We start from the raw sequence: 15,079 nt of genomic DNA on the forward strand, positions 1-15,079 counted from the left end.
CGTTTTAGCAGTCCCTCCGCGCGGCTTCGTGACGAGATATGCTGTGATAATCCGGACGGGCTGCCACACGGAGAAAACCCATCGGAAGTGAACCGACGAACGACAAACCAGCTCCAAGGTCCATTTCGGGAGAGGAGCCATCATTCATTAGTGTTGATGGAGATCATCGTCTTCGTGGAAGGGCAGTTTGATCTGCCTCCACTTTTCAGAAATGCAAACTTGAGACGTGCGTGGGATTCGGTCCATGCTGGCAATGGCAACCGACAGGGTCACCGCCCGCCGCTTCGATAGCCACAGCGGGATTCTTTCTCAAAGCCGAAGGCGGCGACACATTGCGTCGTGACGCAACCACCCAATTTTGCTTCGGCGACGTAGCTATAGGTTGCTCCCGGTCGGGCTTTATCCAAGTAGCCTGCAGGCTGACGACCTCAGCGTGTAAGCAGAGCAGATGGTCGGAAGGCTTGTCAATCGAGAGCGCGCGCATAACTGCGGCCGTCAACGCGCAAACCGTCTCAGCTGGCAGCAAGATCTCTTCGAGAGGACAGGCGCCCTCATCTTGCACCATCGCCGCGTACACTCGGTCCCAACAATCCGCATTCCCCACTTTAACTTTAGAGCCAAACTGAAGATCAAATCTTTGGGTCGACCTCCACCGGCGGAATACGTCGTCACGACAGATCTAGAGGCAGGGGAGGAAGGCCCCCGGCGGGCATGCCGGAGGCCTCCCTTGGAGATCACCTTGCAGTTGAAAACAGCTCAACCTCTCCTAAATCACCAATTGCGCTGAGCGCGGAGTAGCATCACCAGGCTGTTCTGATCCTTAAGCTCGTAGAGCGTCCCCGGCTTGGCGATACCGGACTGCTGCGGCAGGGTGACGGTGCTCCCGGTTGCATATTTCTGGTCAAGCATCAGGTACCCAATCTCAGCGGTGAAGGCTAGGTTGTTAACGGGAACCCAAGACGTTTTAACACCTACGACTGCGTAGTTGAAATCCGGGTTGCAGCCAGCAAGGCCGGTTGAAAGCGCCAGGTTTGAGACAACCGCCCCACAGATGTAGCTCTTAGCGATGTTATTGTAGCGCACAGCAGCCCACGCGCCAAAGATCGAGCTGTTCCAGTACGCATTCCAGTTATGAGTATAGCCGCCGTTGAAGCCGTAGGTCGTGGTTAATTCCTGACCACTGCCTGTCACAAATACGGAGTCGGAAACACCTGCAAACCCGAGGCTTTGATATACCCCCGGCAAACTCGTTCCGCCGTACATCGCGAACGTGGTCGACATGTAGTCTTGGAAGTTGTAGCGGCTTGCGCCATTCGTATATACGCCCGTGATATTGACCGTATCGCCGGGCCCGGTTGGTAGGTTCTTAACTGACAACGCCAACTGGCCAGCCCAGCCCCACTTGTCGTCGGGATGCCCGGTCAGCTCGGTAGCTCCATAGTACGCAGCATGGTTGTCGTGTGCGGCAACGGAGGCTTGAAAGAGCCCCCAGGCCTGGTCGAGCCGCAGCTGTGCGACCAGGTCCGGAGCGCGGGTGCCGCCGATGTCATTGCCGCCGTAGGCTCCTGCCGCAATACCTGCTGCTGAGGCCGCGCTGATATTCCAGACGTTGCTGGTGTAGTTCGCAACCTGATCCTGTGCCGAGATCGAAGCGGTGACACCCTGACCAAAGCTTGCGGTGTACGTGAACTGGTTCACAGGATCCCAACCGCCGGAGCCTGGGAGTTCGAAGTTGTTTGCCGGATATTGGGCCCATGGCGTTCTGAATTGCGATTCGGCTTTGCCGATTGTAAACCCAGCGAACTGAATGAAGGCGTAATACATGCCGAAGGTGCCATACGCTACGTTTCCGGGTCCCGCATTGGCTGGCGCTGTATTTCCACCGAGCGACTGATAAACAGTCGAGCCAGATCCAGTCCCGCTGTAAGTGCCCGACGTCCAGGTAAATACCCCTTCGAAGAAGGTGCGCAGCGTGCCATACTCAGTTGCGGTACGAGTATCGATCTTTAGGTCTTCACGAGATCGAGCCGTATAGCCATTGCTGAGCCGATTCCGCGCGCCACCCACGCCATTGTTTGCCGCATCAAAGTCGTAGGCCGTATTCACCATGAGATCAGCACGCACATAGCCACCAAGTTTGATACACGTGTCGGTGCCAGGAATGTAATAGAAGCCCGGTCCATACAACGAGCAGATCTTCACGTACTCGATTGGCTTGGCCTTAACCGGCAAATCGGCGGCCTGCGCTCCGCCTGCAGCCGCTAGCCCCGCCGCCGCAGAAACGAGCAAAAGGCTCTTCAGTTTCGTCATTGAAAGCTCCTCCAAGTCATTGGCCCAATGGCCGGCCCATGCTTGCGGATGAGCCGGTATCTTCGCCCAAACCCCCACGCCGAGCTGGACAGAGCTCGTTCGCACGTCAATCACGGGTCGATCAGCTAGTCTCTCGAATTGACGATGGCGCCGCTCTTGCTCTTACGTTGCCAAACTACCTTCGAGACCGGCGCGCAAACTTGGTACGGAACGGACCAAGGCGCGTACGAGCGCCCCAAACGTGTCTTTAATGTTTCGCAATCGCCCGCTTTGTACAGCCTCGCAGCCCTCCGCAGACCGCCAACGCGAGGTAGTCAGTTGGGAACAATGGAGAGACCCGAGCAGATATGGCTTCGACAGAATTGGAGGATAGGCGCCGTTTTCAGCACAGGTCGTGACGGCAATTGCTCTCGGTAGTAATCCTGTCACTATTCGGATGGCCACCGACGATCCCAATGAGTGCGTCGGCTACGCCGGCAAGCGGATCGGCGTTGCTCAGCTATAAGTTTCAACGAGGGATGCGACGAAAGTCAATGCTGGGCGCCACCGTAGGAGCCTGCGAGCAGCACATTTTCCCGATTAAGCGTGATCGGCGGATCGAACGTTCGACGAAGTTGTTGTCGAGCGAATCACGGTCATCATCGATGAAACACTTCAGGTCTTCCCAGCGTGCGAGCGCAGCGCGAAGCCGCGCAACGCAGGCGACGAACTCTACCTGAATATCAGCGCCCAGCGGTTGGCGATGGCGGACGCTTCATCTCGTTTTGCAACGACTTGCCACCTTCAACACCACCGAAGTCCCTCTTTCGCTTACCGGGATCCCTGATCCCGAGCAGATCTTCACCGCAATGCGTCGACTCGGCGGTCACCACCACTAGCTTTGCGGGCGACGACAGTTGCCGGAGTAAAGCCGGCGCTAGCAGCCGGCTCGACACCACGGCAAGGACATTCACTGACGCAGAGCCCCCCGATGCCGGATAGAGGACCGCAGTTCGAGCTTATTGCGATCGCCTCGCTGTACTAGGCTCCGGGCAGCTGGCTCCAGGGATGGATCGCCGCGGATGACGGTATCCGGCCAAGCTCCCGCGACAGTTTCCGCGATGATCTAGAAATCTAAGGTAGTCGGATTCAGCAGCGAACCAGTCGTGGCGTCGGTGGGTGGCACTGACCGGCAGCCCGATCTCGAGTTTCAGAACTCAGAAGGCGCGGGGGGTCTGCGATGCCAATAAGCGCTCCGAGGTGCGTCGCCACTACAATGGCGTGTGTGCCCGCGGCGTCAGCCACGTGTGAAAGCACCAGAGAGAGCGAGGTAAACATGACTGGCGCCTATTCAAATTTGTGCATTGTCGAGGATGCTTGTGTCACGATCGAGCTGGACATTCGCCGCCATTTCGACGAGCGTTAGATATGAGACGCGTAAATCGTGTTCATTTTAGAAGTTCTCCTGTCATCGCCAATCTCATTCGCAGGTTGCAGTTTCCGCAGACTTTGGTCTGCGAAACGTATCTCCCAGAATCGCTTCGCCACCTACGTGAGCAAACTTCACAATGGGGCTAAGGCTGGTAGTCATCAGTCATCCGGCGACACGTTCGGATTCCGCCGTGCTTCAGATATCTCGTCACCTCTTGCGCGTTGATCGCGCACCCAGCTTTCTGCGCGGCAACGAGGCACCGTCGGACTTAAAAATCAGGCCGGGGAGCCGAGTCCTTGCGCATTCGGCGAACTCCATGGCGAGTTGAGTAACCAAGCGTCTACCGAAGATGCCGGAGACAATTGCATTGCCCTGCTTCCGAGATCACGCGCCGTCGGACAGCGCGCGCAAATAACGCGCCAACATATTGCGCTGCTTGCGTCACACGTATAGGGCCATCAGGTGATGGACGACATCGTCATCCGGCAGATAGTTGTGATGTCGTAGATGGGCAACCTTGTGATTTGGCGGATCACAGCCGTTACTAACGGAAACGCTGTGCATTCGAACAGGAGGGCCGCGATCTCTGGGTGCGCAGCTCGAAGTCGCGCCACGCAGGCAGCTACGTCCACCTCAATATCGGCGACATCGGTCGGTGTTGGCGGACGTTTCATCTCGTTCTTCAGCAACTTGCCATCTTCGATGCCGCCGACAACTACCCTCATTCGGTCGCCCGGGTCAGTGATTCCGAGCAAATCTTCACCGCAATGCCTCGAGTCTGCGCTTACCACCGCGAGCTTTGCTGTCGGCGGCAGTTGGCGAAGCAATGCCGGGACGAGCAGCAGGCTTGACATCGCTACGGGCACATTCACTGACGACGCCACTGCCGCCTGATGCCGGATGGAGAAGCCGCAGTTCGAACTAATTGCGACAGCGCCTCGCTTAATTAGCCTCTGGGCAGCTGCGACGTAGGCCGGCTCGACCGCTGGATCGCCGCGGATGACGACATCGGCCCAGGCTCCCGTGACAGTTTCCGTGATGATCGGAAACTCGAAGGTGGTCGGATTCAACAACGAGCCGGGTCGTGGTATTGGCGGAGCAGCGTTGGGCGACAGCCCGATTTCGAGCTTCAGGATTCCGAGCGAGCGGGTCTGCGCGGCCATTGAGGTCTCCCAGAGGATAGGGGTCTGCATAAAATGTGCTACTGCGGAATCCACATATGAGGGACCCATCGAAATTTATGCATGACGCGTCGAAAAGACTGCACTTGAAGCCATGCGCCTGCTTACAGATCAGCCGTGCCGACCGTTCGCTCCCTCGCTAGGCCGCTAGAGTCCATAAACTTGCGCGGATCTCGTCGCCGAGATTCGAAGCTCGGCCGTCAAGACCTGTAGCTAGAACTTTGAAGACGAATGCTATGACAACGCGCGCCGACACCCAGCCCGACGAATACTTCAGGCCAGCACCGTCTCAACCAGGTTCACCCAATAGCCGACGCCATAAGGCAGGGCCTCGTCGTTGAAATCATATGCGGAGTTGTGCAGCGCCGCAGTCGATCCATTGCCAGCAATGATGAACGCCCCCGGGCGGGCCTCAAGCATGAAGGCAAAATCCTCCGATCCCATTCGCGGTTTCAGCTTATCGTCAACGAAAGCCGCCCCAACGAGACTGCGCGCCGCCCTGATCGCCAGATTGGTCTCATTCGGATGGTTGAAGGTGACCGGCTCAAGCCGACGGTACTTCAACTCTACGTCGCCGCCAAATCCGCGCGCGATACCTTGTGCAGACGCCAGAATCTGCCGTTCGGCGAAGTCACGCAAGCTGGGCACGAGGGTTCTGACAGTACCGCTCATTTCAACGTGAGAGGGGATGATGTTGTAGGCCTGTGCGGCACTTAATTTGGTGACCGAGATTACGAGCGACTCGAGCGGGTTGGTATTGCGCGACACCAACGTCTGCAAGCCTAAGATGATCTGGGCCGCGATGACAACAGGATCGATCGTATCGTGTGGCCGAGCGGCGTGGCCGCCCCTGCCCTTCACGATGAGATCAAACTCATCAAGCGCGGCCAACGTTCCGCCCTCGCAAATACCGAACTTGCCGACATCCATGCCTGGCAAGTTGTGCATGCCAAACACCTGGGAAATACCGAATCGGTCCATGATTCCTTCCTGGACCATTTTTTCGCCACCGCGCCCATCTTCTTCCGCAGGTTGGAAGATCAAGGCAACCGTTCCCCTGAATTTGCGCGTATTCGCAAGATATTTAGCGGCGCCCAGCAGCATGGCCGTGTGACCGTCGTGACCACACGCATGCATTTTGCCCGGTATTTTCGATGACCAAGGCTTATTGGATGCCTCAAGTATTGGCAGAGCGTCCATGTCTGCCCTCAACCCGATCGTCGGCCCTTCTCCACCCTCGCCCTGAATCAACGCCACAACACCGGTTTCAGCTATTCCCGTTTCGATGTGATTGATGCCGAAGGAAGCCAGCTTCTCTGCTACGAAGCTTGCCGTCTTGTGCACCCGATAGTCCAATTCGGGACTTTCATGGAGGTGGCGCCGCCACGCGGTCACCTCGTCGTGCAGATCCCGGAACGTTTCAATACTGTTCATATCAAGCACCACGTTGAAAATTATGCGCGGTAGAGAGCGTGCGGCGTACGACTGAGTATTTCTGCGCCCCGTTCCGTGACCAATACGTTCTCGCTGCAGCCAAATAGGTAACCGTTTTCTCCGAGGAGAATAATTGGCAAGTGAAGTGTCATGCCAACCTCAAGGATATCGGTTGCGCCCGGCTCTAGGCTAAGATTGCCGCGTTCATTCCAGGGAGCGCCGGTTTGATATCCAACTCTATGGTTGAGGGCGCGGGGGCGCGCAGATCGCTCGATCATTCTGCGTGCCGCCGCATCCACTTCTCCTGCCATCGCACCTGGCTTGATCGCCGCGATCGCGGCCTCGAGAACCTCCTCCGCCAGCGCATGAAGAGCTTCTGTCTCAGGGTGCCGTCCGAGCACCGCGCTGCGGACGAGGCCCGCAGCGTACCCATACTTCATGCCGCCGAGCTCTACCATGGCAGGCTCGTTGTTTCGGATCGAATGCCGCGTCGGTTTAGTATGCGGCAACTTCGTCCGATCACCGAATCCGATTGAAACAAGACGAACTTCGTCCCCCCCTGCTTTTCTGACCTCGCTCTCGATGACTAATGCCATTTCGGCTTCGGTAATGCCAGGCCGCAGCAACTGCTGAAACGCGCGCACGGCCACGTCTGTCATGACCATCGCATCACGCATGATCTGAATTTCCAGCTCGCTCTTCACGACCATCGCCATTGAGAGCAGGCGGACGGCATCGACCATCTTCATATTCGGAAGACGCACCTGCAGCGCAGCCACGTCCGCAGGCGCTAGATTCCAGCAACCGAGCTCGAAGCCGACCCTTTTGCCTGCCAGGCCCAAACTCCGGAGAACATCGGCGCACACGTTGGCAAAGTCCTGTTGCTCTCTATATCCGACGATCTCGTCGATGCAGCTTTCCGCGCGAACGCCGTTCAACTCATATTCTCTCACGACATATGTCGGCGCTCGCCCCGGTGCCAAAATTAAAGGGAATGGCATGAAGTACGCGCCCATCCCATCGTATCCGGTGAGATACCGAAGATGGCCATGGGCGGTGACCACAAGTGCATCGAGCCCGGCGCGAACCACGGCCTCAAGAACCTTCTTCTGTCGACCTTCGTACTCTAATCTCGGAAAGGGGATACCAGTGAGAGGAACCGACGCGAGTATCTTGCTCATAGCTAGCTCCAACGGCGATCCAAGACACTTGATTGGCTTGGCGCGCATCAGCTTTGGCAACATTCCATCTTCGACAATTCAGCTTAAGAAGCCGCAACCTCACCCGTCTAAGATCGCAACAAGGTGCACATCCTGCCAAATTCGCCGATGCAGAAGGGCTGTTTACCGCTTCGCCAAGCGGGTGGGCTTCTCCGGGAGCGTCAGATCAGCGCGTTTCCTGTTTTGAAGTCGATGTGGTTGAGCTTGAGCCCGCTGCTTTGCACGAGACCGAGCAGATCCACGAGGAGTGTTGACAGATAGGTCATTCGTCCGGGGGGCCAGATTCAAGTCCACCAGAGGACAAGATCCGGCCGCGCAAAACCGAAGAAGCAGTTCAGCAAAAGACGACGCTCTCCATTGCTCGTTTGTCGTGTGACGCCGTGAACGAAACCGCCGTCGATCAGCGCGATATCTCCCGCGTTGAGACTAAAGTCATGATAAGGAAAGGCCTCAAGATATCGTGCTGAATAGGGATATCCCGTCATCTCTACTCCAAGCGATAGGCGTTCATTGACCGTTGGCTTGTGGCTCCAGAGCCGAAGATTTCCACCTTCGTCAGGCATACTTGCATAGAAGTTAAGAGCGACGACAGTATTGCGAGCCACCGCTGAAAGCTCGAACTCGTTACCGGCACATAGCACCTGAGCGACGTCGTCGTGAGGCTCCAAACTGTAGATACCCGTACCAGACCAGCAGAGAGCGCGACAAACATTCGCCTGGCCCTGCGCCGAACGAGCCAGTCGCAATTCGACACCCTGATTGCAAAGCTCGCCCTTCAAGGCGTCGAACAATTCGCCCACCGGATCGGGTAAATTGTCAAAAAGCGCATTGACAAACGGCCGCGCCTTTTCCGCTTCTGCGAAGTAGCTGGCTACATCCTTTCGGTAGTGAGATGCGCCGACGTATTGTCCGGGAACGCCGTCTTTGCGGTCTTTTAGACCTGGATTACGGACAAAGTTAGCGGTAATCCCCTCAGCTACTTCGTTACTGAAGCCTTGCCTGATGTGCAGGACGGTGATCTCACCCTTTAAGACCGAGATGATGTCCCTGGTATTGATCGAGCCGGTTCGTTCTCTAATCTGAAGAGGCGAGATGGCTGGTGCTTTAGATAACGGGGCAGTCCCCATTGGCTTGCTCCTGTAGTGCGTTTTCGAGGATGGTGATGGCACGATCGAGGTCGTCATCGGAGATTGTTATCGGGGGGAGGATTTTGATGACATCACGATTTGGCCCTGACGCTTCGATAAGCAGACCGTTCTCGAAAGCCAAATCGTGCACACGGTCAACCAGGCTCTGTGAACGGCACTTGAGGCCGGCCATTAAGCCACGGCCGCGCTTTTCTTCGATACACTTCGGAAACTTGGTAACGAGCCGATCAAGATGCCTTTGCAATCTGGTGGCTGTCCGTGTAACGCCTGCCGTAAACTGTCTGCCTGACCACAATTTGCACATGGCTCCTGCAGTCACGAACGCCAGATTATTACCCCTGAAGGTACCGCTATGCTCCCCAGGACTCCATATGTCTAACTCGGGACGAATCAGAACAATCGACAATGGATTACCTGAGCCGCTCAAGGATTTCGAAAGACACACGATGTCGGGTTCTATTTTTGCAAACTCAAACGAGAAGAAATCGCCGGTTCGCCCTGCACCTGCCTGTATGTCGTCAACGATTAAAACGACGTTGTGCGTCCGGCAAATACGCTGAATTTCTATGAGCCAGGTTGTGGATGCGGTGTTCATACCACCCTCGGCTTGGATGGTCTCCAGAATGATTGCTGCAGGCTTTTCTATGCCACTCCCTGGATCGGTCAGTACGTAGTCAATGTAACTTGCAGAATCAAAAGCTCCGTTGGGGTAGCTATCGTAGGGGACGCGGATCACATCGTGGCGAGCAACTCCGCCCAACTCCCTGGTCGATGCCGCCCCTGACACCGCCAGTGATCCGAGCGACATGCCGTGGAACGCGTTAGTGAAAGCCATAGCGCTCGATCGACCAGTATACTTTCGCGCTAACGCCAGCGCCGCTTCGTTAGCATTCGTCCCCGTCGGCCCTGGAAACTGTATCTTGTAGGAAAGTCCCCTCGGTTTCAGAATCGAATCGACGAACACTTCGATGAATTCACGCTTTGCCGCTGTGTACATATCAAGCGACAGAAGGATGTTTCCGCCGGCAAGATATTCGATTGCTGGCGCGATAATGTCAGGGTTGTTATGCCCGTAATTGAGTGCGCCGGAGCCCACAAGGAAATCAATATAAGCCCTACCGGCCTCATCCCAGATCGTCGCTCCCAAGGCCTTTGTAAAGACTGTCGGAAAGGACCTGCCGTAGCGCCGAACGTTGGACTCATGAGCCGCGAAAACGTCGGTATTCATTGTAGGAGTCCTCTACGATTAGGCATCGTTAGCCAGCGAGACTGCGGTTGCTTCATGGCAAATCCGCCGCCTTCGCGAGGGCAATAATGCTGAGGAACGCACGGCAGCGACTGCGATTGGCCGTCCAAGAGATTACCCCCACACGCCTGAGTTATGCTTTCATCGACTAAGCCATCCCATCTCAGACTGCATAGATTGCAGACCGGGACGAGAGGGACGTTTCATGTAGCGCAACGTGTCTCTCGCAATGCCTCTCTCTTCTTATCTAGAAAAAGACGAACAACGAAGCTACTAAGGCTGGTAGCGTTCTGGGGTCCGGCGGACCTTTTGATCCTGACTCGTCGAGCTCTGAAACGTTGACGCTTTGGTGTTCGATTAAGGACTGTCGTGCGGTCAGTCGGCTCAGTTCACGTAAGTCTCGCGCGTTTCCTGACGGCACTTTGCTGGAAAGTCAGGGCATCACTAACCGCGCTTTATTAGCTAGGGATCAAATGGTCGTTTAATCTCCCCCTTTGTTTCCATTACGCGGCAAGCTGACAGGCAGCATGACGGAGCGGGTGCTCGCCGCGTAGTCGCCTAAGCCACAAATTTCTGGTGCTCAGCGTCGCTCGCGCACCGAGCCCTCTTGGGCGACCGAAGCCACGAGTGTGCCATCGCGCCTAAAGATCAGGCCACGAGCGAGGCCACGTCCGCTCTGTGCGCTCGGCGATTCCTTCGCATAGAGCAGCCAATCATCCGCGCGGAACGGACGATGAAACCACATTGCGTGGTCTAGGCTTCCAGACAAGATGCGCCCGTCGAACAGAGTGCGGCCATAACGTGCCATCACAGCGTCGAGCAGAGATAAGTCCGATGCGTAGGCCAGGGCGCAAATATGCAGTGCCGGATCATCTGGCAGTTTTGTGGCCGCCTTCATCCACATATGGATTCTTCCGTCCTCGATTTTCTTGCCGGCATAACGACCGATCTCGACCGGACGAAGCTCAACCGGCCGATCTGGTTCATAGTAGCGACGGATAATTTCTGGAAGATTTGGATACTCTGGTTTGTTCGATAACTTCTCAGCCGTGAAGTGCTCGGGTCCCGGTACGTCCGGCATCCTATCCTGATGATCGAATGCGCCTCGCTCTCCCTTGTGAAACGAGACCATCATTGAGAAGATTGCAGTTGCGTGCTGGGTGGCCGTGACGCGCCGGCTTGAGTAACTTTTGCCGTCGCGCAAGCGTTCGACTTCATAGATCAAGGGTATCTGGGGATCGCCGGTATGAATGAAGTAGCAGTGCAGCGAATGCGGCAGCCGGCCTTCGACCGTGCGGCTTGCGGCAAGCATCGCCTGCCCGATGACTTGTCCACCGAACACCCGCTCCGTGCTGACGTTCGGGCTACTGCCGCGAAATCGGTCTACCCCAATCGATTGAATGTCGAGAATGATTGCAAGGTCGGTTCTGCTTTTTGCCATTCAAGAGCCCCTAACTTGTTCAGTGTTATCGATAGGGTGGTAAATCATGCGCTTCAGCAGCTTGAAACCTCATGGTGCCATTGAACAGGCTGTATGCTTGGCTCCAATGTTCTATATGCTTATTGTCCGCTGGCGGTTTGCAGCGAGACAATTCGCGCCTTGGGCATGCATCACGGAACCAGTAGCGGCTGTGACTGTCTTTAGGACTGAAGCAATCCCTGTGCCGCGCGGCCTACGGCTGAGCTTTTGGGATTACATAAGTGACGAGCTTTTGCAGCACCGGCACTCGCAGCGCCTGTTCGTTCGATTCCGGACAGGTGGTCATGAACCGAACAGCTCCCAACACACAGCGCGCAAAACATCGTGGCGTCCACCGTATTCAGTTGTTCTGCTCGCGGATACTTACAAAGTCGAGGTGAGGTGCACATGGTTGCCGCTTTTCTATCGTGCACCAACGCACTCGGCATGCGATTTGCTAAGGCATGATGAACAATCCGGTTCACCCCTCCTTCGCCGCGCGCAAGCGCTAAGATGCGCCTTACTCAATCGCACGATGTGTGCGACTGCTCGGTGTTTTATGGCTCTCAAGTCTGAAAGTTCCGTTCAGCCCTCGACGCGCACTGAGAGAAACAGTATCGCCACCGAGCTACAAAAAGCCCTGAGCTCCTCTGAGGGCCATGAACGCAGCATCAACTCGAGCGCGCTGGACTGCACAACCGTGCATCGCGGAATGGTCGACATCTATCTGGTCAAGACGAACTCTCTCAACCTCAACTGTTTCGTCTACGGCGACGCCCTTGCACTGGCACACTATCCGAAGACGCGCGCGCTGGTCGCTGAAACCGGCAGTATGCGCGTTATTCAAGGGATGTCCTCGAGGCATCTTCTCCGCGGCGACATCTTCATTCCCGGGAGGTGGTGGCGCTACGACATTGAAATCAGCGGGAACACGACTTTTTTCATTATCGATTTCCTGGATCGGTGGAACGCGAAGCAGCCCGTGAGCGCGATGGTGATTTCGCGTGAATGCTACATTCCAAGTACATTTTTTGCAGCACCGGCCATCGCGCATCTGACCCGCCAGTCCTACGCGGAGGATCTTCCCGAGCACGATAAAAAGGCTGCCATCTTGATGCTAGCTAGCCTCTTGCGGCACTCGATTGAAGCCGTTCTTGCTGGAGAAATTGCACCGCCAGCAGCAGAAAGCCGAATGGTTCAGATCGTTCAATTTATCTTCTCTAATGTAGACAAAGTTGGCCTTCGCTCGGAAAACGCCGCTAAGAAATTCAACTGTTCTATGCGTATGATTCACAAGACTTGTGCTCAAAATGGCACGACATTCGGCAAACTCCTGATGGAGATTCGTCTTTCTCTCGCGGCTCGTCGATTGTCGCTCGGCGAGGAACGCATTTCCGAGATCGCATACTCTTGCGGGTTTGCAAGCCTGCCTCACTTCTCACGCGTGTTCAAAGCGCGGTTCGGCGTCTGCCCACGTCTTTACAGGCGAAATCTGCAAGGCCAAGCACGCAGCTAGGCTTTCTCCCCTTTCAACCCCCGTCTTCCGGATATACCGTCCAATGCATTAACCGCGGTGTCATTGCCATCCAACCGCGGAACCAGATGAAATGATGCCTTGCAGGTGCATCCGTCCGCAACTTCGTTGAAACTCAAGGAGGGTCCGACTATGCAGACGCTGCCGTGGAGGTTTCATGAGTGTGAAAAACACGACCGAAACAGCGCGCTAATACCCGAATAGGCAAAACGGAACCGTCCGGAAGGCGCTCATCGTAGGATTGTCAGCCCGTTCTTGACGACCGTAAGGCTGCGCTCGCGAACGTAAGCCTCGAACGAAATCGAATTTCCGTCTCTCCAAAGATTGACGGTAATAGTCTCTCCCGGGAATACCGGAGCGGAGAAGCGGGCGCGATGACGACGGAAAGCAGACGGATCGTAGTCGGCATAGCTCTGCAGGACGGCCCTGCAGGTCAGCCCGTACGTGCACATGCCATGGAGAATCGGTCTTGGAAAACCGGCTCGCCGAGCAAACTCGGGATCACTGTGCAACGGATTTCGGTCACCGGAGAGACGATAGATCAGGGCTTGATCCGGCCTGGTCGGGATATCCAATGATCTGTCTGGTGCTCTGCGGGGCACCTGGTGCGGTTCCGGCATCCCCTGTGATGGGCCGCCGAAGCCGCCATCGCCCCTCGCGAAGGTCGACGAAACGATCGTGACGATCTTGTCGCTGCCGCCATCCCTGACCACGACCTCGTTCTGAATGATCGCCCCCTTCTCCTTGCCCTTGTCGTAAATTCCCCTGACCCGTGCGTCTGCCGTCACATTCGCCGAGACGGGCATCGGCTGGTGAAATGTGATGTCGCGTTCGCCGTCAACGACCATGACGCGATTAAGGTCAATGACGCCCGGGCGTGCCCCCCAAACGCAAACGGAAGCAAACGTCGGAACTACCTTTAACGGCCTCGGCGTTGCAGATGCCTCGTTGACAAACCGTAGCTCCTCTTCATTAAGGGGATCCGAACCCATGCCCACGCCGAGCCCATAGAGCATGACCTCACGCGCGCTCCACGAGTATGGAATGCCATCGGTCCTTAAGTTAAGCGCGGAGGGGTAGTTGATCGGCATCTGCAGTCCATTGGTTCTTGGTTGACATGCAGCCAGGATCCAAGGCTGCATTGGAGATCCGTCGGCGACCCGCAGCAGTGCGATCCTCACCCGCAACATTGACAAAGAGCAGCTTAGAGTTCGCTCGCTCGCCGGCGCCTATGTATGCAGGTCTTTTGTTGCTGCTGTCCGAGACCGTTCTGCTCATAGCTCATCGACAGGGATGAAAACGGCTGAAGTATAGCTTCTTCGCTATAAAGGGGTTGTCTTAGAGCGACAAACAATTTGCTTGTCAGCGCAATCGTGGGTGTTGGCGGCAACTGCTTACAGATCGAGATTGTTAGCCTGTGCTGCCGATCAACGTCGCATTGATTGCCACGACGCGCTTGGCGCCACGTTTCGACGGGCGCGAAGTGGGATGACTTCGTGCTAGTCAGCGCAACACCGACGCGTATCGACAATGAATGGGATGAAGTTTTCGACGATGATTGAGCCTAGACATAAACTACCGAAGTTTGTGAATGGGTTTCGGAACAAGAAGCGTCCGGGCAGCAAGGTCCGATACTACTTCCGCGCGCCCGGAATGAAGGCGAGGCCGCTCCTGGGGGCATTGTACTCGGAAGAATTCATGTCCGTCTACCAAATGGCGCTTGCGGAGTTGCCTGTCAAAAGGGCGTTGAGATTGGCGAAAAGCGCACGACGCCGGGCACGATCGACGCGTTGGTCGTTTCGTATTATCGATCGACAGACTGGACGGCGCTCGCTGAAGAACACGCGCGACGCGCGTAGGCGGATCATAGAAAAATTCAGGCTGAAGCACGGTGCCAAGCGCGTACGAATGTTGGGTGAGCCGCATCTGATCAAGATCATGGACGAAATCACTTCGCTGTCGTCACGTCGGTCGTGACTGAAAGCCATCAAACACCTGCTTGCCCATGCCGACCCCACCATGATCAGGAAGAATCCGGCCGAAGGCATTGCCCGGGTGAAGCTGCCAAAGTCGAAAGGCCATTGGACTTGGACCGACAAGAATTCGACTTACGGAAGCATTGGAAGCTTGGCAGCA

Annotated in this window: 11 protein-coding genes; 2 read left to right on the forward strand and 9 right to left on the reverse strand. The window is 56.1% G+C overall.

Annotated elements, in window-relative coordinates:
• Positions 1–771 precede the first annotated feature (771 nt).
• The 8 genes from ACVIYL_RS00100 to ACVIYL_RS00135 form a co-directional block, all read right to left on the reverse strand.
• The gene (locus tag ACVIYL_RS00100) at positions 772–2,310 is read right to left on the reverse strand and encodes a porin (protein WP_456777336.1); all 1,539 of its coding nucleotides are present in this window, start codon (positions 2,308–2,310) and stop codon (positions 772–774) included.
• Between the two features lie 508 nt (positions 2,311–2,818).
• Entirely contained in the window at positions 2,819–3,043 is a 225-nt protein-coding gene (locus ACVIYL_RS00105) for an IS66 family transposase (protein ID WP_456781747.1), read from the reverse strand.
• A 1,136-nt stretch (positions 3,044–4,179) separates the two neighbouring features.
• On the reverse strand, positions 4,180–4,884 hold the full coding sequence (locus ACVIYL_RS00110) for a hypothetical protein (RefSeq protein ID WP_456777337.1): 705 nt from the start codon (positions 4,882–4,884) through the stop codon (positions 4,180–4,182).
• 291 nt (positions 4,885–5,175) lie between these two features.
• Entirely contained in the window at positions 5,176–6,336 is a 1,161-nt protein-coding gene (locus ACVIYL_RS00115) for a M20 aminoacylase family protein (protein ID WP_456777338.1), read from the reverse strand.
• 20 nt (positions 6,337–6,356) lie between these two features.
• On the reverse strand, positions 6,357–7,517 hold the full coding sequence (locus ACVIYL_RS00120) for a M24 family metallopeptidase (protein ID WP_456777339.1): 1,161 nt from the start codon (positions 7,515–7,517) through the stop codon (positions 6,357–6,359).
• A gap of 323 nt (positions 7,518–7,840) precedes the next feature.
• Entirely contained in the window at positions 7,841–8,683 is an 843-nt protein-coding gene (locus ACVIYL_RS00125; RefSeq protein ID WP_456777340.1) for a 2OG-Fe(II)-dependent halogenase WelO5 family protein, read from the reverse strand.
• Positions 8,661–9,932: a diaminobutyrate--2-oxoglutarate transaminase gene (gene ectB / locus ACVIYL_RS00130; protein ID WP_456777341.1), complete on the reverse strand. Its 1,272-nt coding sequence runs from the start codon at positions 9,930–9,932 to the stop codon at positions 8,661–8,663. Before ectB ends, ACVIYL_RS00125 begins: the two co-directional genes overlap by 23 nt.
• 598 nt (positions 9,933–10,530) lie before the next feature.
• A complete protein-coding gene (locus ACVIYL_RS00135) occupies positions 10,531–11,391 on the reverse strand; it encodes an acyl-CoA thioesterase (protein WP_456777342.1) in 861 nt (286 codons plus the stop codon).
• A 730-nt stretch (positions 11,392–12,121) separates the two neighbouring features.
• On the opposite strand from ACVIYL_RS00135, the gene ACVIYL_RS00140 reads away from it, so the two are divergent.
• Complete coding sequence (locus tag ACVIYL_RS00140) at positions 12,122–12,925, forward strand: helix-turn-helix transcriptional regulator (RefSeq protein ID WP_456777343.1); 804 nt, start codon at positions 12,122–12,124, stop codon at positions 12,923–12,925.
• A gap of 248 nt (positions 12,926–13,173) precedes the next feature.
• Here ACVIYL_RS00140 and ACVIYL_RS00145 read toward each other — a convergent pair whose 3' ends face one another.
• Positions 13,174–14,034: a MaoC/PaaZ C-terminal domain-containing protein gene (locus tag ACVIYL_RS00145; protein WP_456777344.1), complete on the reverse strand. Its 861-nt coding sequence runs from the start codon at positions 14,032–14,034 to the stop codon at positions 13,174–13,176.
• 607 nt (positions 14,035–14,641) lie between these two features.
• On the opposite strand from ACVIYL_RS00145, the gene ACVIYL_RS00150 reads away from it, so the two are divergent.
• The gene (locus ACVIYL_RS00150) at positions 14,642–14,920 is read left to right on the forward strand and encodes a hypothetical protein (protein ID WP_456777345.1); all 279 of its coding nucleotides are present in this window, start codon (positions 14,642–14,644) and stop codon (positions 14,918–14,920) included.
• Positions 14,921–15,079 lie beyond the last annotated feature (159 nt).

The sequence above is a fragment of the Bradyrhizobium sp. USDA 3315 genome, from assembly GCF_054056795.1.